The 23,633-nt window shown below is 36.7% G+C and carries 28 protein-coding genes; 23 read left to right on the plus strand and 5 right to left on the minus strand.

What is annotated here, in order from left to right; translation table 11 throughout:
• Positions 1–410 precede the first annotated feature (410 nt).
• The 4 genes from ON09_RS05590 to ON09_RS24125 all read left to right on the plus strand — a co-directional run bounded on the left by ON09_RS05590 (position 411) and on the right by ON09_RS24125 (position 3,315).
• Positions 411–1,064, plus strand: a complete 654-nt coding sequence (locus ON09_RS05590; RefSeq protein WP_010600076.1) for a hypothetical protein — start codon at positions 411–413, stop codon at positions 1,062–1,064.
• 10 nt (positions 1,065–1,074) lie between these two features.
• Positions 1,075–1,572, plus strand: a complete 498-nt coding sequence (locus ON09_RS05595) for a hypothetical protein (RefSeq protein WP_010600077.1) — start codon at positions 1,075–1,077, stop codon at positions 1,570–1,572.
• A 380-nt stretch (positions 1,573–1,952) separates the two neighbouring features.
• Positions 1,953–2,468, plus strand: coding sequence for a DUF6646 family protein (locus tag ON09_RS05600; RefSeq protein ID WP_029204137.1), 516 nt, complete (start codon positions 1,953–1,955; stop codon positions 2,466–2,468).
• A gap of 166 nt (positions 2,469–2,634) precedes the next feature.
• The gene (locus ON09_RS24125) at positions 2,635–3,315 is read left to right on the plus strand and encodes an outer membrane beta-barrel protein (protein WP_010600079.1); all 681 of its coding nucleotides are present in this window, start codon (positions 2,635–2,637) and stop codon (positions 3,313–3,315) included.
• Positions 3,316–3,347: 32 nt separating this feature from the next.
• Here ON09_RS24125 and ON09_RS05610 read toward each other — a convergent pair whose 3' ends face one another.
• Positions 3,348–4,550, minus strand: coding sequence for an MFS transporter (locus ON09_RS05610; protein ID WP_010600080.1), 1,203 nt, complete (start codon positions 4,548–4,550; stop codon positions 3,348–3,350).
• Positions 4,551–4,653: 103 nt separating this feature from the next.
• Here ON09_RS05610 and ON09_RS05615 point away from each other — a divergent pair, with 103 nt between their 5' ends.
• Positions 4,654–5,211, plus strand: coding sequence for an NADPH-dependent FMN reductase (locus ON09_RS05615; RefSeq protein ID WP_010600081.1), 558 nt, complete (start codon positions 4,654–4,656; stop codon positions 5,209–5,211).
• Positions 5,212–5,656: 445 nt separating this feature from the next.
• Positions 5,657–6,259: a DUF3575 domain-containing protein gene (locus ON09_RS05620; protein WP_010600082.1), complete on the plus strand. Its 603-nt coding sequence runs from the start codon at positions 5,657–5,659 to the stop codon at positions 6,257–6,259.
• A gap of 149 nt (positions 6,260–6,408) precedes the next feature.
• Here ON09_RS05620 and ON09_RS05625 read toward each other — a convergent pair whose 3' ends face one another.
• The gene (locus tag ON09_RS05625; RefSeq protein ID WP_010600083.1) at positions 6,409–8,058 is read right to left on the minus strand and encodes a M28 family metallopeptidase; all 1,650 of its coding nucleotides are present in this window, start codon (positions 8,056–8,058) and stop codon (positions 6,409–6,411) included.
• 392 nt (positions 8,059–8,450) lie between these two features.
• Between ON09_RS05625 and ON09_RS05630 the strand changes: the two genes are divergently transcribed.
• The 6 genes from ON09_RS05630 to ON09_RS05655 all read left to right on the plus strand — a co-directional run bounded on the left by ON09_RS05630 (position 8,451) and on the right by ON09_RS05655 (position 12,691).
• A complete protein-coding gene (locus tag ON09_RS05630) occupies positions 8,451–9,053 on the plus strand; it encodes a hypothetical protein (RefSeq protein ID WP_202947119.1) in 603 nt (200 codons plus the stop codon).
• Between the two features lie 161 nt (positions 9,054–9,214).
• Positions 9,215–9,730, plus strand: coding sequence for a hypothetical protein (locus ON09_RS05635; RefSeq protein WP_010600085.1), 516 nt, complete (start codon positions 9,215–9,217; stop codon positions 9,728–9,730).
• A gap of 163 nt (positions 9,731–9,893) precedes the next feature.
• Positions 9,894–10,877 carry a hypothetical protein gene (locus ON09_RS05640; RefSeq protein ID WP_010600086.1) on the plus strand — a complete coding sequence of 328 codons (984 nt, stop codon included), beginning with the start codon at positions 9,894–9,896 and terminating at the stop codon, positions 10,875–10,877.
• A gap of 164 nt (positions 10,878–11,041) precedes the next feature.
• Positions 11,042–11,239, plus strand: a complete 198-nt coding sequence (locus ON09_RS05645) for a hypothetical protein (RefSeq protein WP_010600087.1) — start codon at positions 11,042–11,044, stop codon at positions 11,237–11,239.
• Positions 11,236–11,706 carry a hypothetical protein gene (locus ON09_RS05650; RefSeq protein WP_010600088.1) on the plus strand — a complete coding sequence of 157 codons (471 nt, stop codon included), beginning with the start codon at positions 11,236–11,238 and terminating at the stop codon, positions 11,704–11,706. The genes ON09_RS05645 and ON09_RS05650 overlap by 4 nt, the downstream gene beginning before the upstream one ends.
• Positions 11,707–11,890: 184 nt before the next feature.
• Positions 11,891–12,691 (plus strand): hypothetical protein, encoded by an 801-nt coding sequence (locus ON09_RS05655; protein ID WP_010600089.1) that lies wholly within the window; start codon positions 11,891–11,893, stop codon positions 12,689–12,691.
• Between the two features lie 200 nt (positions 12,692–12,891).
• Here ON09_RS05655 and ON09_RS05660 read toward each other — a convergent pair whose 3' ends face one another.
• A complete protein-coding gene (locus tag ON09_RS05660; RefSeq protein WP_010600090.1) occupies positions 12,892–13,257 on the minus strand; it encodes a MerR family transcriptional regulator in 366 nt (121 codons plus the stop codon).
• 119 nt (positions 13,258–13,376) lie between these two features.
• On the opposite strand from ON09_RS05660, the gene ON09_RS05665 reads away from it, so the two are divergent.
• The 7 genes from ON09_RS05665 to ON09_RS05700 all read left to right on the plus strand — a co-directional run bounded on the left by ON09_RS05665 (position 13,377) and on the right by ON09_RS05700 (position 20,219).
• On the plus strand, positions 13,377–14,252 hold the full coding sequence (locus ON09_RS05665; RefSeq protein ID WP_010600091.1) for an alpha/beta fold hydrolase: 876 nt from the start codon (positions 13,377–13,379) through the stop codon (positions 14,250–14,252).
• Positions 14,253–14,462: 210 nt separating this feature from the next.
• Positions 14,463–15,674: a dipeptidase gene (locus ON09_RS05670; protein WP_010600092.1), complete on the plus strand. Its 1,212-nt coding sequence runs from the start codon at positions 14,463–14,465 to the stop codon at positions 15,672–15,674.
• 153 nt (positions 15,675–15,827) lie between these two features.
• Complete coding sequence (locus ON09_RS05675) at positions 15,828–16,421, plus strand: DNA alkylation repair protein (RefSeq protein ID WP_202947120.1); 594 nt, start codon at positions 15,828–15,830, stop codon at positions 16,419–16,421.
• A 233-nt stretch (positions 16,422–16,654) separates the two neighbouring features.
• Positions 16,655–17,539 carry a YdgH/BhsA/McbA family protein gene (locus ON09_RS05680; RefSeq protein ID WP_010600094.1) on the plus strand — a complete coding sequence of 295 codons (885 nt, stop codon included), beginning with the start codon at positions 16,655–16,657 and terminating at the stop codon, positions 17,537–17,539.
• A gap of 38 nt (positions 17,540–17,577) precedes the next feature.
• The gene (locus ON09_RS05685) at positions 17,578–17,901 is read left to right on the plus strand and encodes a TfoX/Sxy family protein (RefSeq protein WP_010600095.1); all 324 of its coding nucleotides are present in this window, start codon (positions 17,578–17,580) and stop codon (positions 17,899–17,901) included.
• 610 nt (positions 17,902–18,511) lie between these two features.
• Positions 18,512–19,072, plus strand: coding sequence for a hypothetical protein (locus ON09_RS05695; RefSeq protein WP_010600097.1), 561 nt, complete (start codon positions 18,512–18,514; stop codon positions 19,070–19,072).
• A 196-nt stretch (positions 19,073–19,268) separates the two neighbouring features.
• Entirely contained in the window at positions 19,269–20,219 is a 951-nt protein-coding gene (locus tag ON09_RS05700) for a hypothetical protein (protein ID WP_029204139.1), read from the plus strand.
• A gap of 232 nt (positions 20,220–20,451) precedes the next feature.
• Here ON09_RS05700 and ON09_RS05705 read toward each other — a convergent pair whose 3' ends face one another.
• The gene (locus tag ON09_RS05705) at positions 20,452–20,844 is read right to left on the minus strand and encodes a winged helix-turn-helix transcriptional regulator (RefSeq protein WP_010600099.1); all 393 of its coding nucleotides are present in this window, start codon (positions 20,842–20,844) and stop codon (positions 20,452–20,454) included.
• A 124-nt stretch (positions 20,845–20,968) separates the two neighbouring features.
• On the opposite strand from ON09_RS05705, the gene ON09_RS05710 reads away from it, so the two are divergent.
• From ON09_RS05710 to ON09_RS05725, 4 genes are all read left to right on the plus strand, one after another.
• A complete protein-coding gene (locus ON09_RS05710) occupies positions 20,969–21,763 on the plus strand; it encodes an SDR family oxidoreductase (RefSeq protein ID WP_010600100.1) in 795 nt (264 codons plus the stop codon).
• 11 nt (positions 21,764–21,774) lie between these two features.
• Positions 21,775–22,092 (plus strand): hypothetical protein, encoded by a 318-nt coding sequence (locus ON09_RS05715; RefSeq protein WP_010600101.1) that lies wholly within the window; start codon positions 21,775–21,777, stop codon positions 22,090–22,092.
• A gap of 268 nt (positions 22,093–22,360) precedes the next feature.
• Positions 22,361–22,789: a hypothetical protein gene (locus ON09_RS05720; RefSeq protein WP_010600102.1), complete on the plus strand. Its 429-nt coding sequence runs from the start codon at positions 22,361–22,363 to the stop codon at positions 22,787–22,789.
• A 29-nt stretch (positions 22,790–22,818) separates the two neighbouring features.
• On the plus strand, positions 22,819–23,238 hold the full coding sequence (locus ON09_RS05725) for a VOC family protein (RefSeq protein WP_010600103.1): 420 nt from the start codon (positions 22,819–22,821) through the stop codon (positions 23,236–23,238).
• Positions 23,239–23,249: 11 nt separating this feature from the next.
• Here ON09_RS05725 and ON09_RS05730 read toward each other — a convergent pair whose 3' ends face one another.
• The gene (locus ON09_RS05730) at positions 23,250–23,600 is read right to left on the minus strand and encodes a winged helix-turn-helix transcriptional regulator (protein WP_039841928.1); all 351 of its coding nucleotides are present in this window, start codon (positions 23,598–23,600) and stop codon (positions 23,250–23,252) included.
• Between the last annotated feature and the right edge of the window lie 33 nt (positions 23,601–23,633).

Here is a 23,633-nt window from a genome sequence, read left to right on the forward strand (position 1 = left end):
AGGATTTTTTTTTGCAATTTATTTTTTGCTGGGTGCAGGTGGGAATGACGAAGAAGCTATTAAAATGGTTGTGTTCATCATTCTTATACTTTAAAATCCCCAGTTTACTTGTCCCGAATTCATTTCGGGAAGCTGCGGATGAAGACCGTTCATAATTGACGTTCATTTATGATGTTCATATATTATGCCCAAACATAATATTTTCGCCAATCCCCTAGCCAGTTCGTCATTGCGAGGGAGTATTTCACGACCGCGGCAATCTTCTCTTTAAGGATGAGATTGCTTCTCCCGATGAAGAATCGGTATCGCAATGACGGAATATAAACGTCAGTGCTAGCATGAACAATATTCCCCTCTTGTTTTTTATTTCGATAATGATTATTATTGGATTACACACAAAAACACAAACAATGAAACCTAAATTAATCATCATGGCGCTGCTGTGCGCCGTCAGTTGGCGTAGCTATGCGCAAACTGAAAAAGGCAGTGGCTTTGCCGGCATCAGCTTAAGCTTTGGCACTTCAAAGCAAAATAATTCTACCGCTGCAATTAACACTTTTACAGCAACACCCAGAGGCGGTTATTTTTTAAAGGATAATCTCGCCATCGGGCTGGAAATCCCTTTAAACCTTTCCAAACTTCGTGGGGAGAGTTACATTTCCTGGGATGAAGAAGATGGCAGATATGAAGACCGCTATGGTCCGAAAGAATTTAGTTTTGGCCTTTCTCCTTTCATCAGAAAATATGTAGATGTAAAGAAACGCTTCAAGTTTTTTGCACAGGCTAACTTACTCCTGCAAATCAATACCTTTAATAGAATAGATGATGAAGGCTATTTAATCAGAACAGATGCCAGAGCAAAAGGATGGGGCGCAAGTTTAACTCCTGGCTTTACTTACCTTCTGTCTGATGACTCCAGCCTCGAATTTTCTTTCCCGATAGTTACATTTTTTCATCAGAACTATTACGCTGAAGAATCTTTGTACAACTTCGATAGGAAGAATAATTTAAGGTTGGCGTTGGACAACTTCACTCCTACTTTCACCATTAATTTCCATTTCTAAACATTATCTCATGAAAAATGTATTAATCAAAATTGCAAGATATAGCAGCTTTGTGATCATGCTCATATTTATATCTTCACTACAGGTTCACGCACAACGTTTCCGTGGTAACATTGAATACTACAGCAGTGTTTTCCCATCAGAAGATGGAAAAATTAAATCAATTAACGGAACTCCAATTACCTATTATAATTCCGTTTTTAAATCAGAAGACGGCAAAGTGAAATCTATTGGCGACAAGCGTATTGAATATTATAACAGCGTTTTTCCGTCAGAAGATGGAAAAATTAAATCCATTGGAGATGTACGGGTAGCATATTACAATTCAGTATTTCCTGATGAAGATGGCAAGATCAAAACGATTGGAAACATCCGGTTTGAGTATTTCAATGCAACGGCATCTAAAAGTAAAGGTAAAATAAAATCAATTCAAAATGAGGGCGACGATCCTGCTTCTGACGATGCATTAAACACCTATTACTTTATCGAAAAACTCAATCAGCAATAAATATACCTTCGTAAAAATTAAAGAAGCTGCCTCGTCAACCACAACCGAGTCTGAAGGATTGTGTTAATGAGGCAGTTTCTTTTTTATAGTGATCAACACCATTTAAACTACATGGCTGCAAATTTTATCGTAATAATTCCCTTTCGCCATCTTTTCTTATATATTTGCAGCGCCAAATCGGCTTGCTAAACATCCTTATAGCAAATTACATCCTGTAATATCAGCTGTTTTAATAGCTGCATAAAATTTAAATTTCTTTCGAACTGTTATTTCTACGAAGTAATGAAATCAGGCATCGATGTGCGGTGTTTTCTGTATTTCATCAGTTTTAAAGATTGAAAAAGAATTTATTAATTACCCATAAAATCAATTATTTAAAAATGAAAAGAATTATTACGAGCTTATTTTTACTGGTTATCGTTTACTCGCAGGCAAATGCACAAATCGATGCATATAAAGGAAAAGAAGATTTGAGATTCCAGATCGGAGCCAATCTGCAAAAATGGGGCACCGGAATTGTTACCTCGCTTGACTATGGCCTGGGGCAAAGCTTCTCCATTGGTGCACAAGCTGGTTATTTGTTAGGCGTAAAATCCTTTGCAGGTATTGATAAGCCAGGTTTTGGCGATCGGTTTGATCTTAAAGCAAGATTTAATGCCAACCTGGGTAACGTGATCGGCTTACCATCAAACGTAGATTTGTACCCAGGTTTAAACCTTGGTTTGAAAAACTTTGGTGGCCATGTTGGCGGAAGAGTTTTCTTTGATAAAGGATTCGGATTATTTACAGAAGCACAATTCCCGATTGCAAAATACAATTCGGATGCCATTGGTTACGAGCGTTTGAATAATCAGTTCTCATTTAATATAGGCGTATCGTTCGATTTAGGAAAATAGTAACATACGATAAGCTTTTCAGCTAAAATTCGTCCTTTAAAAAGCATCAACCAAATAGTTGATGTCTTTTTTTTTATAAGGCCGAATCTTTACTTAAGCCACCAAACAAGCTAGTTCTTATAGTTTTTTTATGTTATAATTGCGCCAACAAATAAACACACACGTAATGAAAAAACAACTATTATTATTAGCGGTATTATGCACTGCTGCATTTACTTCAATTGCTCAGACAGACAAGGGAAACACTATAATTGGTGGATCGATTGGGTATGGTAAAGATGAGTTAAGGCCTGTTAGTACAATGAATTATGGCGCTAGCGAATCAACATTTTTCAATGTACTGCCAAGGGTTGGCCACTTCTTTAGCAAAAATCTTGCAATTGGCTTAAGCATTGGTTATGATGAAAGAAAAAACGTAGTAGAGCAATTTTTCACCGTTGGAAACAGTCCTCTAATATCTACTTCAATTCAAAGAGACAAGTCATTTAATGTGGGTCCGTTTGTGAGATATTATGTAGATATCACAGATAAATTCAAATTTTTTGGTCAGGCTAATTTCGACGTCGCATTTGGAAAAACTAATCAATCACTAAGTGGAACCGGAAGCTTCAATTATCAAAGTGTAGAATCTAAATCAACAACGTACAATGCATCAATTAACCCCGGCTTTGCTTTTTTTCCGGCAAAGAAATGGGCGATTGAGTTCTCTTTCCCATTACTTGCTTACAGCAAAAGAAATGATAAGTCTGATGAAAACTACCAAAATGCGATTGCTTTCGACAGCAATAGCTTCACTTTTGGCTTAAATACATTTGTACCTAGCTTAGGTTTCAATTTTCATTTTTAAAATTTATCCCGCCTGGAAAAAGGCGGGATTTTTTATTTCTTTTTTGTTTCAATATTTGGTAAGAACCCTGTTAACAATCCAATTAATGGCAAAAAAGCACAAATATTAAATACATATTCAATACTGGTTGAATCGGCAAGTTTTCCCAGCAAAGCAGATCCTATCCCACCCATTCCAAACGCAAAGCCAAAAAACAATCCCGCCACTAAACCTACTTTACCAGGTATCAACTCTTGTGCATAAACTAAAATGGCCGAAAATGCAGATGCCAAAATCATCCCGATAGGAACAATTAAAACGCCAACCCAAAATAGATTAGCATGTGGCAATAACAGCGCAAACGGTGCTGTGCCCAATATAGATGCCCAGATTACATATTTTCTTCCGATTTTATCGCCAATAGGTCCGCCCAATAACGTTCCTGCTGCAACGGAAAAAAGGAACACAAACAAATAAATTTGTGAGGTTTGAACTGAAACATTGAATTTCTGGATTAAATAGAAGGTGAAGTAGTTGGTTAAGCTGGCCATGTAGAAGTATTTCGAGAAAATAAGCAGCAAAAGGATGACCACTGAAAAAACGACCTTGTTTTTCGAAAACTGATTCACTGTGGTGGCAATAGCTGCTTTTTTACTTCGGGCAAGCACAAAACCTTTATACCAGTTGCCAACATAGCTCAAAATAATAATGGCTAAAAGTGCAATGATGGAAAACCAAACTACGCTGAACTGCCCGTAAGGAACAATAATCCAGGCGGCTAGTAAAGGACCTAATGAACTGCCTGCATTTCCGCCCAGCTGAAATACAGATTGTGCCAAACCTCTTTTGCCGCCTGATGCCGCATGCGCCATTCTTGAGGCTTCCGGATGAAATATGGATGAACCTACGCCTATCAAGGCTACGGAAACCAGCATGGTATAAAAATGGGTCGATTGAGATAGCGTTATCAGTCCAATTAAGGTGAAACCCATCCCAACAGCCAGTGAGTAAGGTTGTGGTTTTTTATCAGTATATAACCCTACAAAAGGTTGAAGCAGTGAAGCTGCCAGTTGAAACGTGAGCGTAATTAATCCAATTTGTGAGAAGCTTAAATGGTAATCGGTTTTAATAATAGGATAAATTGCAGGGATTAACGATTGAATGGTATCATTTAACAAATGGGAAAAACTTAGCGCAAATAAGATCGGGAATACTGTTTTTTCGATAATTGCTTTGGAAGGATTTTGATCAGTCATAAGGGAATTGATAATACACAAAAATAGCGATTATATTTTTTTATCCTGAACGACAGGTCCTTGCTGCTATCAAACATTTTTATTATGCGGGGGTTTTATCTGTATGGAAAAGAACAGAAAAATTGTTGGCTTGTGCGGAAGCCTGAGAAAAGGCTCGTACAATGCAATGTTACTTAAGTTTGCTGGCACATTAGTACCAGAAGGAATCGAATTTGAAATTGTTCCTTTTGATGATATTCCGGTTTACAATGCAGATGACGATACACCAGAGGTAGCAGAACGGCCTGCAAGCGTGGTTAAGTTCAGAGCGGCATTGGCTCAGGCAGATGCTTTCATTATTGCCTCTCCTGAGTATAACTATTCCATTCCGGGTGGATTGAAAAATGCGATTGATTGGGCAAGCCGTGGAAAAGATGCACCACTGATGCACAAACCGGTAGCCATGCTTGGTGCTACACAGGGCATGTGGGGAACGGTAAGAATGCAAACGGCCTTCCTTCCTGTTTTTACTTTCCTGAATATGAATCCTGTGTTACAGCCTGAAGTACTGATTGCACAAGCACAAACAAAATTTGATGAAGCAGGAAATTTAACGGATGAAAAAACCATAAGTTTAATCAAAAGGAAAATTGAAAATCTGATCGTTGCATCCAAAGTATAACGGATAGTATAGTTGACCTACCTCAGCTAAATGTGTTGAAAAAAATTCTCGCACATTTGCTCCATTCAACCAAAACTATAAACTAAATCATCTTTACTCAATAAACAAAGGCTGCTTAACTTAAGCGGCTTTTTCCATTTGTGATATTCTCAAAAGGTGTCAAACCTTCCGGTTAAAAGCTGACATTTATACAAAAAAAGTCAGTTTGTCAATCTGACAGCCTATCGAAATTAATCAGTCGATTAATTTTTAGTCACACAAAAATAATATTGATTTAACACCAAATTCATATCTAACTAAAAGTTAAGGAGTTGAATAAAAACTGATTTTTTAATGATACTGACAGTGTTTTTTGGCACCGGTATTGACTTTTAGTCAAATATAGTCAGACATTAAAAAGGTAAAAACTGGCTATTTTTTTACAAACAAATAAATAATAAAAAAGATGAAAAAACTATTATTATCAGTAGTAGCAGTTGCAGGTTTAGTGTATGGAGCAAATGCACAAACAGAAAAAGGTAAAGTAATTTTAGGTGGTAATGTGGGCTTCAATTCTACAAAAGTAGAAACTGCAGCAAAATCTGATGTAAGCTTTAGCGTAGTTCCAAGTGTAGGTTATTTTGTAAGCGATAACTTCGCAATTGGAACAGGTGTAGGTTATGACTATAACAAACAAGTTAGTTCAAATATCTTAAACCAGGCATTCGTGGTGGCACCATTCGGTCGTTACTATGTGGGTTTATCAGACCAATTCAAATTCTTCGGACAATTATCAGTTCCAATGGCTTTTGGAAACAATAAAGTGGTAAACAACAATGGAGATACCGGCGCAAAAGTAGCGACCACCACAAGCATTGGTGTAAATATCGCACCAGGTTTTGCCTTTTTCCCAACCAAAAGAATCGGTATCGAGGTTTCAGTTAATGGTTTAGGCTACACCAATCTTAATGTTAAAAACGAACTTACAGGTGCTGAAGTTTCTGCAAACTCATTCGGTTTAGAAGCGAACACTTTCGCTCCTAAATTAGGTGTGCAGTTCCACTTTTAATCAGAACGTTTCATAAGCTAAAAGCCTCAGAATTGCAAATTAAAAATCTGCAATTCTGAGGCTTTTTAATTTTACAGCCTTAATCGACCCGAAAAAAAATTTTTGGAACTTCAATGAGTTTCTGAAGTAAGTTCAACAGACGTTGAGCCTTATTTCTTTTCCCTGATGGCTTTAAATTCCGAGCCATCTTTCCATTTCGGGTAAAGCTCTTCGTTGCTTAAACGATAGCCCATATCAAAAACCAATCTTACATCTTCCACTATGCCAGATAAATCCCAGGTATTGGCATCGAAATTATCCTGTGGTGAATGATACCTGAATTTGGTAAAGTCAGCCACTTGTTTCAAACCCCATTCCCTGCCATTTTTAACATTGTCGACACCCGAGCCGGTAAACAAAGAAGGCACACCTACTTTAGCCAGGTTAAAATGATCAGAACGGTAATATAAACCCGAAGACGGAACCGGATCCGGAACCACTACCCTTCCCTGCTTTTTTGCCGAAGCCGCAGCATAATCCTCTAACTCCGACTGACCAAAACCATACACCACAATATCTTTGGTTTTACCGGCAATACCCATCATATCCATATTAATGTTGGCCACGGTTTTATCCAGCGGAAAAGAGGGATGTTTGGCATAATATTCCGATCCCAATAAGCCTTGCTCCTCGGCGGTGTAAGAAATAAACAAAATGGTACGCTGCTGCTTTTTAGGCGACTTTTTAAATGCCGAAGCCAGCTCAAATAACGAAGCCACACCTGTAGCGTTATCTACCGCACCATTGTAAATCGAATCGCCCTGAATCTTTTCGCCCACACCTAAATGATCCCAGTGTGCTGAGTAAATAATGGCTTCATCTTTCTTTTTATCGCCCGGTATTTTAGCTAAAACATTATAAGTAACTGATTTTTTGACATTATTTTTCACCACAAGTGATGTGCTCGCATTCAAATCCACAGCTTTAAAATCTTTCCTTCTGGCAGCTTCAAATAAGGCTTCACTTTGTCCGGCCATTTTAAAAAGTTCCTTCGCTTTTTCCAACGAAATCCAGCCTTCAACTACCGTTCTGTTCATGCCATTATCTGCCGACTGCAAAGTTAGCTTCGATTTCGACCAGCCACTTCTCACCACACTCCATGGATAAGCAGCAGGCTCTGTATCATGAATAATTAACACACCAGCAGCACCCTGCCGCGAAGCTTCTTCGAATTTATATGTCCAGCGGCCATAATAAGTCATGTTTTTGCCTTTAAACAAAGTTGAATCCGCAAAACCCGGGTCGTTGATCATCACCACCACTGTTTTGCCTTTTACATCCAGGTTTTTATAGTCGTTCCAGCCATATTCTGGCGCCACAATACCATAGCCGGCAAAAACCAAAGGTGAATTCGCAATACTCACTTCATTCTGTACCCTACGAGATCCGGCAACGAAATCAGTCAGGTAATTCAGGTTTAAACTACCCGTTTTCCCTTTGATCACCATTTTACTTTCGGGTATCGATTTAATTTCAACCATAGGCACTTCCTGGAAAAAGCTATCGCCGTTTCCTGGTTCTAAACCGAGTTGTTCAAACTCACGTTTCAGGTAGTTAATGGTTTTGGTTTCGCCATTGGTAAAAGGTTTTCTCCCTTCCAGGCTGTCGGCAGCAATGGCTGATAAATATTTGGTCAAGCTCGAATCGTTAATTGCTTTAATGGCCAAAGAATCTGGTCTGTTTGTTTCACTTTCTGATGCTTGCTGGCAAGAACTGGCAAACATGGCAATCGCCGCTCCGTAAAATAAGATTTTCTTCATTTAGGAAATTTTAGGATGGTAATTTAATAAATTTTGAGGATTTACAGTTCTTTAGGATTTGAAGCGCAAAGCCACAGCAATTTTTAAGGCTTGCTCCCGCTATCCGTTTCAAGTCCGCTCCCGAAAAAATCGGGATTGCGGGCTTTCCACTCCTATCGGGGCTAAGTGGCAAAATCAGTAAAAATATGAATGTTTAAAATGCAAATCGCTATACGGTTTCCCGTAATGTGCAAGTGAAATTATTTTCTATTTTAGTGGAAACAAAGGAAGCGATTGCGCATTTGGTTCAAGATTGTACTGCAGAATTTGAATTAAACATTCGTAAAGCCAGAAATATTTTATGGCTTTACGCAATTGATTATAACTTAGATTTACGCAATGCGTAAATTTAGATGTTAGCTGCAAGCTTAAAAACCAACATTATGTTCAAACGACTTTTTCAAAAACATAAATCTGATGGACTTTCCAAAATTGAATATTGGAAAAAATGGGAGATTTTGGAATTGTTTGACGAGTTGCACAAAGCAGAAAATCTTCTGGTTGACATTTTAGATAACAAAAATGATGACGAACTCATTAAATTCAAGGACGAATTTATTGAAGAGCTATATGAAATTCAAGGAGATAATGTTGCAGACTTCACAAGAATTTGGGAATGGTTCACACCGACAAAAGAATGGGAACTATTTTGTGGAAAACAAGGACACAAATTAGGTATCAACATATTTCGTATAGTTGACAGATGGAAAAGAAATCAAGATTTTATTACAGGAACCAAAGTTATGCTTAATGATGAATTTGGTGTTGTGTTAAACAAAACTTCTGACAACGATATGTTTGGACAAATACGTTGGGACACAAATAAAGAAAATGACATTGAAGATTGGCGTGGACTATTCGGAAGCTTTTTAGAAAAAGGTGGACAAATTATTAATCAACAACATCAATTTACTTTTATAAATGACGATGGGACAACGAAAAAAGCCAGCAGCTAACAAGGGTTTTGCAATAGTGGGGCGAAACTGCAAAGTTCAACGGTAGTTCTTCGGTTGAACTTTGCGCAAAATTGAAGATTTGTGCTTCGATTGCCCCACCATCGCAAAGCCCCGAAACGTTAGCCGTAATTTTACAGAACCGACTATTACGAAAGGAATTTATGATGAAAAATAAAAATTATAACATTTTTCGACAAAACTATGAAAAGAACATATCGAAGAAATTAGAAATTAACAAAGAGGAATTTGATTTTGACTATTACGAAACGAAACAGCCTATTGGTCTTACAATTTTTGGAGGTTTGTTACTTTTGTATGGACTATACATAATGTTTAAAATTCATACAATATATGGGCTTCTAATAATTATTTCAAGTTTGTTTTTCATTTATGGTGGACTAAAAAAACCTAAATTAGTTTTTAGAATTTCTAAAAATGGGGTTTGGACAAAAGAATTTGGACTAATATACTTCCGACATATTGAGCGTTTTGAATTTTATCGATATATAGGAAAACATAGTTCAGAGCGGTTAAAAATTTACATTAAAAATAATAAACTATATGAAATGGACAAACCCTTTTTGGAACAAGCAATTTCTCATATTGACAATTATGGAAACTTGAAAAATAACCTAGACAAAGCATTAACAATTGTAAATAAACGAAATGAAAAATAAAAACTACGGCTAACAAGGGTTTTGCGTCAGGCGGGCTGAAGTGCAAAATTCAACAGTAGTTTTTCAATTGAACATTAGTAATAATATCAACATTTGTGCTTCGATTTCCCACCCGAACGCAAAGCCCCGAAACGTTATGTGATATTTTACAAGAACAACGCCAATGAAAAAATATATCTACTATCCAAATTTTGAACCTCCTGAAAATGAGTGGCTAAAATTTTCTACTTTATACCTTGACAAGTTTGAAAGTATCATACCTTATAATCGGCAACACTTAGTAACTGATGAATATCGCAAACTTCAAAGCGAAACTGATTTAGTTGATTTTTTTTCTCCGGAATATCATCAAGGTGAACAAGCTTCATTAAAAGCAATTAATGAAGCAGACAGAATTTTGAAGAGAACTTACGAAGCTAGCTTTCTCTTCAACAGAATTAATGTCTTTAGAGATTGGAAAAATCCAAGTTCTTGGGATTATCAAATTTATGGGGAAAAATTTTCATATTCTTGGGCTGAATTTTGCGAAAGCGAAAAAATTGGAATAAGAAATTCTGATGGAATAAAATTACCAAAAAGTCTTGCATTTTTGTATATGACACATTTGGCAAAAGAAATTGCTTTTGAGAGAAATGGAAATATTATCACAGACAATTTAGAATATGATAGGTATACAAGTTACTCTCAAATCAAATCTACAAATACCAATGTTCGTGATAAATTTATTCGTGGAATAATTAAACTTCAAGTACCTAAAAACATCAACGATATTTCTTTTGATACTTTAATAGAATTTAGAAACAGAAATAGAGAGTTAATCAATAGTTTTAATTCACAAATAAATATAATTGAAAATTTAATTGGGAATGGAATTTCGGAGCAACAGTTTATTGACGACTATAATTACACGCTAAATGAGATAATAAGAGAAATAGTTAAGCTAGGAATTGACATTGCAACGGTTCCGCTTGCATTTTATACTCTTGCTCAAAATTCAGACGCATTAAACCAAGAATACATTAAGGAAATTCTAGGTGGTTTAAGTATTATAGGAGGTGGATATTATGGAATAAGAAAATCACTTTATGACAAACGTGATGAAAGAATGTGTAAAAAATATTTAGCTAGACTTCATCATCTCAGATAAAAAAACATCACATAACAAGGGTTTTGCAATAGTGGGGCGAAACTGCAAGGTTCAACAGCAGTTCTTCGATTGAACTTTTGTGCAAAACTGAAGATTTGTGCTTCGACTGCCCCACCATCGCAAAGCCCCGAAACGTTAGCACCAATTTTAGATAACCGACAGTAATGACAGAACAAGAAATCACAAAAGCAATTAATAAAGTTGAAGGAATTGGCGGAATGACCGTTAACGAACGACTTTATGTTTGCGGACTTAAGGACGAATTCGACAACGCATTAATTGTTGACAAAGACAAAGCGAAGAAAATATTAGAACTTTTAGGTGTTGACAAACCTTCAATTGAAAAAATTGTAGCAAAATGACAAGTCACAAACCTTTAAAAAGTGTATCTCATAATTTTGGGCATTCTTTCATAAGTTTAATGAACTATGTGAAAGACGATTATCTTTTAGGACACTTGTTAAATCAAGCAAGACAAACAAACATAAACAAACTGACCGTTGACATTATAAAAAATGTTGCTGAACCTACCGAGTTATTAACAAATGAAATAAAGTCTTCTATTGAACATTGGAACAAATGGTTTCCAACTTTGGTGAAAACTAGCGGTTCGACAATGGATTTTGTAAGTTCAGCGACAATGACTATTGAATTTGATTTACAAAAGACAAGACCATACAATAATAATTCGGATTATTTAGAAAGTCCATTTATTTGTGAAATCGTAATTATTGATGACAGAGGAAAAGAATATAAACATAAACACGAGGGATGGTGGTTTCCAGAACAATCAGCGACAAAAAAACAATGGTGGAAATTTTGGAAATAAATAATAAAGGACAGAAGAAAAACTGGTGCTAACAAGGGTTTTGCGATAGTGGGGCGAAACTGCAAAGTCAATACGGGATACTTCGGTTCAACTTTTGTACAAAATTGGTGATTTGTGCTTCGATTGCCCCACCATCGCAAAGCCCCGAAACGTTAGCACTCATTATAAAACGACACAACACCGAATGACAATAAAGTTCGACATTGACAAATTTGTAACACATCTAGAAAGGTATAAATCTGACTTGCCGACCTTATACAATTGGAACGCAAAAATTGACAGACTTGTAGAACTCGAAACCCTTACAGAAAACCAAGTAACAGAAATTAACGCATTATCAGCATACGAAAAGGAACTTCAACTTAAAAAAATCGTTGGACAAAAACTGAATGATGTTTTAAAGACCAATCCAGACCTGTTCGACAAACTTTGTTTGTGGGTTATTAAAGATTGGGGTGGCATTACAACTGCCAGTGACAATGACACAATTAGTTTAATCAAGGACTTTTTAAATCAAGACAGACCCAATTTTAACCGAATAGCAAGTGCTTCAAAAGTTGGAGCCTATTTGTTTCCCGACAGAAACGTAATTTACGACTCTCGTGTTGCTTATTCAATCAACTGGATTATTCTATCCGAAAATGCAGGACAGCAATACTTTCCTATTCCAGAAGGTAGAAACTCGAAAATGTCTGCTTTTGATTTGAATGTATTAATCAGACTTAAAAACATTTCCGTTTATCAGCCGACTGAAATCACATATTTAGACCATAGACTTTATATTAAAAATTCCGACAAGAAACTTTTCATAAACAAAAAGGACGCATACTTTGAACTGAATAATCTCGTAAAACAGATAAGTCAAAAGTTATGGAAAGGCGACATAGAAAAAGAACAAAATTTATACTTTACTGAAATGATATTATTTTCAATTGCAGACAGAGAAGTATTTATGGACATAACGAAAAAGTATGGAACGAATTGACGAAAAAACAACGAATGGCTAACAAGGGTTTACCTTCGGTGAGGGCTTCGCCGTTTGCAATTTGTGGCGAAACTGCAAAGTTCAACGGTATTTCTTCGATTGAACTTTTGTAGGAAATTGAAGATTTGTGCTCCGCCCCCCCCCGAACCGCAAAGCCCCGAAACGTTAGCTGCAAGCCTTCATCACTCACTGAAAGGGTTTTAGTCAACTGCGCTCTCAATATTATATATACAAACTGCGATCTGCTTTTTGACAGCCTTCAATTCCTTCATTTTCTCGTCTATTTGCAACAACTTTTTATTCAGCACTTCAATTTTCGCCACTTTACTAATCTGTTTTTTATACCAGGCATCTACAACCTCTTTAATTTCTGACAAGGTAAAACCTACAGCTTTGGCCATTTGTATAAACCTAAGTTTCTCAACAGTTTCCTCATCATAATATACATAATTGTTGGTAGTGACTTCTTTCTTAGTTTGACCTTTCACCAGCCCGCTTTTTTCGTAAAAACGAATGGTTCCAATCGGTATGCCTGTTTCTTTGGAAAGTTGATTTATCAATTTCATAATGTAGGTATTCAAAAATAAATATTAACTATACAGTATACTTCATACTTGTTGGTTACAAAACTAGTATTTATTATTGCAATGTAAAACAGAGAACTCAATAACAAATAAAAAGCAGGATGAAATACACAAACGAAGCACTTATCAAATCGCTACCAAATTTTGCAAATAACTATGCAGAGGTGAATGGGACGAAGTTACATTATGTTGAAGGTGGTAAAGGGGAGCCATTAATCTTAATTCCGGGTTATCCCGAAACCTGGTGGGCTTACCATAAGGTGATGCCTATTCTTGCCGAAAAATATTTTGTTATTGTTGTTGAAATGAGAGGAATGGGCAGTTCTGACAAACCAGCCGAGGGTTATGAAAAAAAGAATATGGCGAAAGACATATTTGAGCTTGTAAAGCAGTTGGGCTATGAAAAAGTGCACATTGGCGGACACGACATAGGCGCTCACGTTGCTTTTAGTTTTGCAGCAAATTTTCCACAATCGACTTCTAAATTAATAATGTTGGACACCCCACATCCGGACGCCGGAATGTACCAATTACCCATGTTGCCAATGTTAGGAGCCACTTACCTTTATCCCTGGTGGTTAGCATTTAATCAAGTAAAAGAGCTCCCTGAACAGCTGCTTGAAGGACGAATGAATATGGTAATTGAATGGCTATTTAAAAACTTACTTGTTGACCAGAACAGCCTAAGTGATTTTGATAAAGAAGTGTATGAATTTGCCTATAACAGCAAAGACGCAATTCGATCGTCAAATGCCTGGTATCAAGCCTTTCCACAAGACATTGAAGATAGTAAAACCTACAAAAAACTAGATATGCCCGTGCTTGGAATTGGTGGTAGCGGATACGGTATGTTAGAAATGTCATTATCAAACGCGACAACTGACTTACAACTAAAAAAAGTTGAAGATTGTGGTCATTTTATTCTTGCTGAAAAGCCAAATGAGACCGCAAAATGTATCATTGATTTTTTAGGGTGAGAAACCAGAATCAACACAGGCAAGAAATCGGACAACCACCCGGACGGCATTGCCGTGACGACTTACAAACATGACCTCAATTTTGCGGTACTATTTAGCTTTTGTACTATATTCGGCAGACGGAATGCTATTGCTGTCACAAGGTTAGTGCATTAGTAGCAATTAGCCAAATGAAAACGAACGCGTAAACATCATCATAGAACAATAAGAATGGACGAAATTAAACGTGAATGTACCAGAAGAAGATTTTTGGTAACAATGTCAGCGGCAAGTGCTGCACTTATTGTTGATCCTTTTTCATCTTGGGCTTGGTTGAGCGATGACGAAAAAAAAGTGGCTAAAACTTTTGGAATAGATACACATAATCATATCGATGTTCCATTGCTCTCCTCAGAATTACCGGGACCAGAAATTGATCTGATTGGGCAAATGAAAAATTCCGGCTTATCCGCCATTGTGATGACATTTGCCGTAGACTATCAGAAATTAACGGAACAAGGACAAGCTTATGACCGATTTTTAAATGGACTTACAGCAATGGACTCGGCTCTTGAGCACAATAAAATGAAACGTTCTCTTAATTTATCAGATTTAAAAAGTGCACACCAAAAGAAAACACCAACTGTAATTCAATCAGTGGAAGGTGCACACTTTTTAGAAGGAAAAATTGATAGACTTAAAGTTGCTTATGACCGAGGATTAAGACATTTAACATTACTACACGACAATGACGCCTCTGTTCCTTTGGGAGACATTTTTACCAATTCACCTAAATGGGGCGGACTGACTGCATTCGGAGCACAAGTGATTAAAGAATGTGAACGACTTGGAATTTTGGTTGACCTTTCACACTGCGACAACAATACCATTAACGGTGCTTTAAAAGTTATGACAAAGCCGTTCATCATCTCTCATACAGGCTTAAATACGCGTTTGGGCGATAAGGAGTTTATGGCAAAAATGATGAAACCGAGATTAATCAGTAAAGACCAAGCCAAGATAGTTGCAGATGCAGGCGGCGTAATCGGTATTTGGACTCATCTTGCAGATACACCAACTGCTTTTGCAGATAACATAAAAGCGATGGTAGATATTGTGGGAATTGACCATGTTGCTATTGGAACAGATACCAAAATGACACCCGCTTATCGTTCACCAAACGATAAATGGGAACAACCTAAAGAAAGACCAGGGCAGAACAAAGATGACAACAATTTCAACAAAGATGATAAACCAAAAGGCAATGAAAATAAAAAACAATGTGGCGATACAACCAATAACGTTTGGGGAGGAGAAAAACAATGTTTTTATTTCACAGTTGTAGAAGCCTTGTTGAAAGCAGGCTACACTGAAAAAGAAATTGGAAAAATTGGTGGTGGAAACTATTTGCGAATTTTTGACGAGGTAACAAAAGGATATTGAGAAAACCAGTACCACTAATAAGGCTTTGGCAATAGCGGGCGGAAAGCCTAAAATTAACGCTTTATACTTCGATTAATCTGCAACTTTATAAATAGCAAGCTAATAATGAAACTATCAACCAAAGCTGAAAAAATATTCGCCCAAATTAGTGGGATGAATACCAAACTTGGGGATTTGCGAACCATTGCAAAAGACATTAAACAAGATCATGGGCTGGCAATGGAACTTTGGGCAACAGGCGTTTTCTTTGCCAGACAATTGGCAATCCTCATCATGGACAAAAGACAACTTTCGGAGCAGGCGATTGACGATTTAATTAATGACATCAATCAACACGAAAACAATGAAAAACTGCAACTTATAGATTGGCTAATGGCAAACCAATTGATGAAAGACAAAAGAACGATTGCTTTTTTAACAAGTTGGGAAAATAATCCTTCTTCACTAAAAAGAAGGGTTTACTGGTATTATCAGGCTCGTTTGCGTTGGATGGGAAAAATACAACCAGATAGTGAACAATTGCTTTTTAAAATTGAAAAGAAAATTGAGAACGAAGAACCAGAAGTGCAATGGGCAATGAATTTCACAGCAGGTTGGATTGGCGTTTATGAAAAAAAATGTCAAGATCGTTGTGTTGCACTGGGAGAAAAAACAGGGCTTTACAAAGAACAAATGGTTTCAAAAGGTTGTACACCGGATTATCTACCGGAATTCATTGCCATAGAGCGCAAAAAAAGAAAATTGTAAAGTTGAGCAGAAAACCTACAATTAAAATGGCAACTGCTAATGAGGGTTTTGAAAGCTGTCGGGTTTAGTGCCAAATTCATAAACAGTTTTTCAATTCAACTTTCAACAAACTCAACATTTATACTTGAATTAAAATTTGTATTTTAGTTAAGGTTTCGTTGTAACTCCCCTCTTTGTCAAGCAGTTTCCGACCAGCACAACCTTACAATACGTTTAATCAAAACTCGAAAGCTATGAAATCCAAGATCATCATCGTGTTATTTTTGGTATTGACTAATTTAACTTTTGCCCAAACCTATGATGGCCTTCAAAAGCTGGGCAACATTAGCCAAAATGTTTACTTTAGCGAGAACGCAAAAGAAAGGGCTGTAAAAATATCAACTGACGTAGCTAAAGCTGAAACCTACTTTCAAAAACAATTCAATGTAAAACCAAGCTATACCTTATTGGTTTTATCTCCTACTGATTGGAAAAAATATGCCCATCCACAAGCTATTTATGGCATTCCACATTATTTACCAGATGGAAGATTGGTGGTCGCATCAGAAAATAATGATTTTTGGAAACGAAATGCAGCTCCTGTCGACAAATTACCTCAAGAACTTGCCGAGAAAATGAAAGCAACTTATACCGACAAGAATGGTGAAATAAATTTAACCAATGCCTTCGATTTATTAGCGATACACGAATTGGGACATGCATTTCAGAGTGCAGCCAAAATGCTTGGTCAGCGAAATTGGCTAAACGAATTGTTGTGCAACATATTATTACACACTTATCTGGCTGATAACGACCCTAAACAACTGCCCTACATCACTGTGTTTACCAAAACGGCAGTTTCTTCCTTCCCTACTCAACGATTAAAATTTACAAAACTGGAAGATTTTGAAGCCAATTATAATGAAATAGCTAAAAATTTTCCCGACAATTATGGCTGGTATCAATGTCGTTTCCATGTTATGGCAGGCGATATCTACGATGCAGGCGGAGCATCTTCAATGAAAAAAATATGGAGCATGCTGTTATCGCAAAAACAAAAACTAAATGATGAAGAGCTGTTAAAACTATTGAATACCGATGCTGCTTTACAAAAAGCAATTGCGAACTGGAATCAGTAGTTTGATGTATGCCTAACCCTAAAATAAAATATTAAACAATGGCTTCCGACCAAAGTTTTGTAGATTTTGTTGTAGAACAAATCCAGAATGTGGGAAAAATAACCGCTAAGAAAATGTTTGGCGAGTATGGAATTTATGCTGACGAAATATTGTTCGCCTTGGTGTGCGAAAACAAGTTATTTGTTAAACCAACTATTTCCGGCAGAGCATTTATTGGGGAAGTTGTTGAAGCATCACCCTACGAAGGTGCAAAGCCAAACTTCTTGATTGAAGAAAAAATAGAAGACAGTGATTGGTTGAGTGAGTTAATTAAAATTTCCCTTACAGAATTGCCACCAACAAAGGCCAGGAAGAAAAAATAGACCAATTTCCCATTCTAACCTGTATACAAAAAAACACTATTAAAACGCAATGATAGCCACTAAAACAGCAGGCAGTCCGTTTTAACCAGGTTACAGGCTACAACCCCAATCTTTCCTCCAAGGTAATTGCGAATAACAATCAAAATCCGACGAATTATTAGCAAAGCCCGGCGAATTGTAATCAGAGATTTTATTCGTAATTCTTATTCTATTTTTATGATGATGTTTAGTTGGTAAAAGGTTCAAACCTAATCAAAAACTTTACTGATAATCATTTTAGAAAGATATGAAAACGAAAAATATCATCCCTATCATACTGGTTTTTGTTTGCCTGCAAAGTTGTGGGCAAAACAGGGTCGAGAAAATTGATCTACAGCCAAAAAATATTTACCAGGTAACTAAAGTGGACATTAATGAAACCATAAAAAAAATATGGTTTAAAAGGGAAACTAAAATCGGTATCGCAAAAAACCTTTTATCTGCCAAAAGATGCTGTTATTGATATTAGTAAATATGAAGCGTTTGATAGATATAATTGTAGATTCAAAGGAAGGCACAATGGTTAAATCGATGACGTTTACATATTATTAATTTTTAGATTGTTAACGATATGAAATTAGGGTATAGACTTCTCATTTTAGTGATTACGCTCGCTGCACTTGGCTGTAACAATGCTAACGATGATAAGCAAAAGGAACTAGAACTAAAAGAAAAAGAATTGGCGTTGAAAGAAAAGGATCTTGAATTAAAAATAGCTGAATCGAACCAGAAAAAAATTCCGCTAAAAGATGCCGTAAAACTTGCAGAAGCACAATTTGCGAAGTATTTACCAACTATGCTAAATGCGCACAATGCCTATTTGGATAGTCAGGACACCTTTACTGGAGATTTTACCGGAGATGGCTTGGAGGATATCGCCATTTATTTTTCTCTTGCGCCAAACGAAGGTGGAAATACCATCGTTGCCCAAGGTTTAACACTTTACAAAAATACCGGAACAGCCGTTAAAGTAATTGCCGGATATGAACCCGACTATATGTTTAGCTTCCTTAAAATAAATAAAGGCAAAATCTACGTCAAAAAACTAGCCTATGCAGAAACTGATGGCAGATGTTGCCCATCTATAAAAACTACACATGCACTTACCATTGCCGGAAGCAAGGTTTATTAAAACTTCATAAAATCCAAAGAAATTAAACCTCCACCTCATAAAATGAAAAAAATGTATCTCTTCATATTTATTCTTATCATCATCTATTTTAGTGATAGATAGGTGCACGGTAATCAATCTATCCCCTAAATTGCTCTTTACTAACTACAAAAAGTTTCCCGAATTAAACGATGGATTAAAATCAGACAAATATGCAATGTACAGAGCTACAGAAACAGCCAATGTTAACATACGCTACTTTCCGCAAAACAATTTCTTTCTCTTAAGCAACTTCCAAACCAATGGATACTTTCATATCATTAAAATAGATCCCAATGGAGAAAACGTATTTGAACTTAAATTTGAGGGAAAAGATGCCTTTAAATTTGTAGAATCTATTAATTGTTTTGTTATCGGCGCTGATGGTATTTATGATTTTTCTGCTGTTAAGCCACTTTCCTTGCCTTTTAACGAAGTGCTTAATCGCGATAAAAACCTAGCGCCAAAAGAGTGGGAACAAATATTCGAACAGAAGTATTCAACTGCCGACATTGTGCTTTACGGTTGGCATACCGATTTGGAAAACGCACAGTGCGTGTACTTCCGCAACGATGGCAAATGGACAAAACTTTATACTTTTTTAAACGCTGGCCCTATGTATGTTTATGCAGAAGGTTCGAAAATAGAGTGTAAAATAAAAGGCAGAAAAATTCCTCATAAATGGCACGAAGAGCATTTTCTCAAAGACCCAGCAAGGGCAACTTATTCTAATGAACTTCGTCATACCGACGATTACATTACGCCGTACAATTCAGACTTTTCTTTTTTTCCAGACCAAGCACTAAAATATGAAGCTTTTGGAGCATTAAAAACCCTGGCTTTTTCTAAGGAAACCTATACTACCGAAGGATATTATAATCCAGGTATTCCTAATACCTTTTACGGCACTGCTTATTACGAATTAAATGTACACAATGAAGTATTTAATTTTAAAACCGTTGGGTATAAGCACAATGGCATAGGCGCAATTACGCAAAGCGATATTTACCTTTTTGGCTTGCCTCTAAATTTTGCCAATAAAAGTGATGTTGGTTTTCTAGCCTACGATTATAGCACCAATTTTCATGAAAATGGTAAAAAGGGTATTTATGTGATCAGGAAAAAATAGCGCTTATGATGCAACGATTGCACAGGAGACAATTTATTTCTCAAAATATAAGCATCCGCCAGATTTTAGATAAGTTCGAAGATGTTTAGAAAGCTATTTTAACACGGCAGATTTGGTTTGTAAAGATTTGCCGATAGAACATTTTATCATATACTACTTGAATCTTGATCAAGTATCTGGGAAGTTTACTCAAGTAATTAGTCAGACAATCAACTTAGCCTAAAAGATAGGCTTATCGCCCGATAACCTCATCTTCTAAACCATCAGTTATCGATTGTGCATTTAAAATTAACTTTCTCAATCGCTCTTCGTTTTCGTTGCCCCAATTCCCCAATACAGCGATTACAGGAATCACCGTTTGTCCGAACGCTGTTAAGCTGTACTCTACTTTTGGAGGTACAACAGGATAAATCTTCTTGGCAACCAAATCATGTTCCTCCAATTCTTTGAGCTGAATATTTAAAACCCTGCGGGAAGCATCTGGAATTTTCCTTTGCAGTTCGCTAGGTCTTTGATGGCCTTGACTTATAAACCATAACAAGCGAATTTTCCATTTGCCGTAAAGCACCTCTCCTATCAGATCGAGTCCACAATTTAAGTTTAATGGAATTTTTCTATCCTTCATAATCAAAAGTACACCTATGTTCCAAATTGTACAATAGGGGAAAAATTTATCCCTATGCAATTCGGTTTTCCGTACTTGCGCAAACCCGTTATATGCTTCAATTTTGTACTAAACAACGATAGATATGGAACAGCAATTTAATTTTAATAATGAGTTATCTGGAAAAATAGCTTTAATAACCGGTGGCACTAAAGGTGCTGGAAAAGCCATTGCCGAACGACTTCAGAAAGCAGGAGCAACGGTGATCACCACTGCCAGAAATGCGCCGGAGGTAGCAACTGCGGGCCAGCACTTTGCCATTGCAGATTTAAGCAAGGCAGAAGATGCACAAAAATTGGTTAGTGAGGTACTTTCGACATATGGAAGGCTGGATATTTTAATAAACAATCTTGGTTCTTCAGTAACTCCTGCGGGTGGTTTCGCTGCATTAACGGATGATGACTGGGTATCAACCCTACAGGCAAATTTGCTTGCTCCTGTAAGATTGGACAGAGGATTTTTACCGCAAATGATTGAACGGAAAAGTGGCGTGATCATCCACATTGCCTCTATTCAAGGTAAATTACCGCTATACGATTCTACATTGCCTTATGCAGCTTCAAAAGCAGCATTGATAAATTATAGTAAAAGCCTATCAAATGAAGTAACGCCGAAAGGAATTCGCATACTCACTGTTTCGCCGGGATGGATCAATACGACAGCATCAAAAGCATGGCTGGGCGAGCTTGCAAGAAACGGAAACAGTAGCGTAGAAGAAGCGCAACAAGGTGTAATGGATGCCTTGGGCGGAATACCTTTTGGCAGACCGGCAGAACCGGCAGAAGTAGCGGAATTAGTTGGCTTTTTGGTTTCGCCCAGGGCAAATTATTTAACAGGAACAAATTTTGTAATCGACGGTGGCACAGTGCCAACAATTTAATCAAACTAAAAATGAACTTACCAAAAGTAATCGCACATTTAACACAAGCGCAAAACAATTTCGACAGCCATGCATACGCCAATTGTTTTGCAGAAACAGCCGTAGTTTTTGATGAAGGAAAAACACATCAAGGAAAAACAGCAATTGAACAATGGATTAAAAAAGCTAACGAGGAATATCAGACGGTAATGGAACCAATTGAATATTTACCGGCAGAAGAAATTTTGAAAGCGGAAGTTTCGGGGAATTTTCCTGGAAGCCCGATTGTTTTAGCTTATCATCTCATAATAAAAGAGGATTTGATACAATCTTTAAAAATTACCGGATAATTAAAACTGATGTTGCAAGTCAAACTGAATAATGTAGAAAGGCATTGATTTACTGAGAATTAAGAACTCTAAAATTCAGGAAGTTTGACTATTTTCTGAAAAAATAGAGTAGGAAGACCAATTTGGGGTGAGGCTTCAAAATAGGAAACAGCTTAGCGCAAACAAAACAGGATAGGATAGAAAAATTCAATCCTGTTTTTTTATTACATTTTTTTTAATTTAGAGAAGACAGGATGATATTTTAACTAATGTTTATTACCATACAACAATGAAAACGGTAGCACAAAAAATGGGAATAAAGGAAAATTCAAAAACGTTTTTTATGAATGCGCCTAAAGAAGCAATAGAATCAATTGTTCTTCCTGATATAATATTGACCAAAACCTTAACCGGCGAGTTTGATTATATTCATTTATTTGTAACGCAAAGCGATGAACAGCTAGCTGTTTTCCCAAAGTTAAAAGCGCACCTGAAACTAGATGGCATGCTGTGGGTTTCGTGGCCCAAGGGCGGACAACTCAATACCGATTTATCCTTACCGAAAGTAATTAAAAATGGTTACGAGTTTGGATTGGTAGAAAGCACTTGTTTAAGTGTAAACAGTACCTGGTCTGCCATTAAATTCACTCATCCAAAAAAAGGTAAAATTTATAATAACAGTCATGCCGAACTAAAATCGCGGACTACAAATCGATAATTTTAAAAAACAAAAAAACAAGTGATGTTATGGCCAAACAAATTTTCATCAATTTAGCAGTTAAGGATGTTCAAAAATCAATGGATTTTTACTCCGCATTGGGCTTTGAAAACAATCCTCAATTTTCAGACGATGCCGGAAAATGCATGGTTTGGAGCGAAAATATCTTCGTGATGTTGCTTTCCCACGAAAAATTTTCATCTTTTGCAACCAAACCCATTGCCGATACCCAATCGGCAGTAGCCGGACTTTTTTCACTATCTGTAGACAGTGTAGATGAAGTAAACAAGATTGTGGAGAATGGGCTTAAGGCCGGCGGAACCGAACCAAATGAAATCAGGGATTACGGTTTTATGCAACAACGAACTTTAGAAGATTTTGACGGGCATACCTGGGAAATTTTCTTTATGGATATGTCCAAATTTCCAACAGATCAACCCGCAGGATAATATTCGATTGGTTAACCAATAATTTTCTTACGGTGCGCAATCCCCCATTCTGTTAGGTTATTGATAATGGTTTTCAACGTTAAACCGTGCTCCGTTAATTCATACTGAACCGAGATAGGCTGCGTGTCTAGAACGGTTCGGTTAATCAGTTTATTTATTTCCAGTTCTTTCAACTCTTTACTCAACATTCTGTTGGAAATTCCTTCTACATCCTTAAGAATATCTGAAAATCGCCTTTTGTTATAATAACATATCGAGGAAATAATGGCAATTTTCCACTTGCCGCTCAATATATCCATTGAATCCTGAACGGCTCTCATCTCTTTTTTGTGCCCGATTAAGCACGCTTCTGGTATACTCATGAGGTTACTTGGTTACTCTTGTGTTACTGTTAC

This window comes from Pedobacter agri PB92 (assembly GCF_000258495.1).
In the GTDB taxonomy this organism is placed as follows: domain Bacteria; phylum Bacteroidota; class Bacteroidia; order Sphingobacteriales; family Sphingobacteriaceae; genus Pedobacter; species Pedobacter agri.

Coding starts and splice junctions, on each gene's coding strand:
- ON09_RS05590 (WP_010600076.1), top strand. CDS start 411: ATGAAACCTAAATTAATCATCATGGCGCTGCTGTGCGCCGTCAGTTGG.
- ON09_RS05595 (WP_010600077.1), top strand. CDS start 1,075: ATGAAAAATGTATTAATCAAAATTGCAAGATATAGCAGCTTTGTGATC.
- ON09_RS05600 (WP_029204137.1), top strand. CDS start 1,953: ATGAAAAGAATTATTACGAGCTTATTTTTACTGGTTATCGTTTACTCG.
- ON09_RS24125 (WP_010600079.1), top strand. CDS start 2,635: ATGAAAAAACAACTATTATTATTAGCGGTATTATGCACTGCTGCATTT.
- ON09_RS05610 (WP_010600080.1), bottom strand. CDS start 4,550: ATGACTGATCAAAATCCTTCCAAAGCAATTATCGAAAAAACAGTATTC.
- ON09_RS05615 (WP_010600081.1), top strand. CDS start 4,654: ATGGAAAAGAACAGAAAAATTGTTGGCTTGTGCGGAAGCCTGAGAAAA.
- ON09_RS05620 (WP_010600082.1), top strand. CDS start 5,657: ATGAAAAAACTATTATTATCAGTAGTAGCAGTTGCAGGTTTAGTGTAT.
- ON09_RS05625 (WP_010600083.1), bottom strand. CDS start 8,058: ATGAAGAAAATCTTATTTTACGGAGCGGCGATTGCCATGTTTGCCAGT.
- ON09_RS05630 (WP_202947119.1), top strand. CDS start 8,451: ATGTTAGCTGCAAGCTTAAAAACCAACATTATGTTCAAACGACTTTTT.
- ON09_RS05635 (WP_010600085.1), top strand. CDS start 9,215: ATGATGAAAAATAAAAATTATAACATTTTTCGACAAAACTATGAAAAG.
- ON09_RS05640 (WP_010600086.1), top strand. CDS start 9,894: ATGAAAAAATATATCTACTATCCAAATTTTGAACCTCCTGAAAATGAG.
- ON09_RS05645 (WP_010600087.1), top strand. CDS start 11,042: ATGACAGAACAAGAAATCACAAAAGCAATTAATAAAGTTGAAGGAATT.
- ON09_RS05650 (WP_010600088.1), top strand. CDS start 11,236: ATGACAAGTCACAAACCTTTAAAAAGTGTATCTCATAATTTTGGGCAT.
- ON09_RS05655 (WP_010600089.1), top strand. CDS start 11,891: ATGACAATAAAGTTCGACATTGACAAATTTGTAACACATCTAGAAAGG.
- ON09_RS05660 (WP_010600090.1), bottom strand. CDS start 13,257: ATGAAATTGATAAATCAACTTTCCAAAGAAACAGGCATACCGATTGGA.
- ON09_RS05665 (WP_010600091.1), top strand. CDS start 13,377: ATGAAATACACAAACGAAGCACTTATCAAATCGCTACCAAATTTTGCA.
- ON09_RS05670 (WP_010600092.1), top strand. CDS start 14,463: ATGGACGAAATTAAACGTGAATGTACCAGAAGAAGATTTTTGGTAACA.
- ON09_RS05675 (WP_202947120.1), top strand. CDS start 15,828: ATGAATACCAAACTTGGGGATTTGCGAACCATTGCAAAAGACATTAAA.
- ON09_RS05680 (WP_010600094.1), top strand. CDS start 16,655: ATGAAATCCAAGATCATCATCGTGTTATTTTTGGTATTGACTAATTTA.
- ON09_RS05685 (WP_010600095.1), top strand. CDS start 17,578: ATGGCTTCCGACCAAAGTTTTGTAGATTTTGTTGTAGAACAAATCCAG.
- ON09_RS05695 (WP_010600097.1), top strand. CDS start 18,512: ATGAAATTAGGGTATAGACTTCTCATTTTAGTGATTACGCTCGCTGCA.
- ON09_RS05700 (WP_029204139.1), top strand. CDS start 19,269: ATGTACAGAGCTACAGAAACAGCCAATGTTAACATACGCTACTTTCCG.
- ON09_RS05705 (WP_010600099.1), bottom strand. CDS start 20,844: ATGAAGGATAGAAAAATTCCATTAAACTTAAATTGTGGACTCGATCTG.
- ON09_RS05710 (WP_010600100.1), top strand. CDS start 20,969: ATGGAACAGCAATTTAATTTTAATAATGAGTTATCTGGAAAAATAGCT.
- ON09_RS05715 (WP_010600101.1), top strand. CDS start 21,775: ATGAACTTACCAAAAGTAATCGCACATTTAACACAAGCGCAAAACAAT.
- ON09_RS05720 (WP_010600102.1), top strand. CDS start 22,361: ATGAAAACGGTAGCACAAAAAATGGGAATAAAGGAAAATTCAAAAACG.
- ON09_RS05725 (WP_010600103.1), top strand. CDS start 22,819: ATGGCCAAACAAATTTTCATCAATTTAGCAGTTAAGGATGTTCAAAAA.
- ON09_RS05730 (WP_039841928.1), bottom strand. CDS start 23,600: ATGAGTATACCAGAAGCGTGCTTAATCGGGCACAAAAAAGAGATGAGA.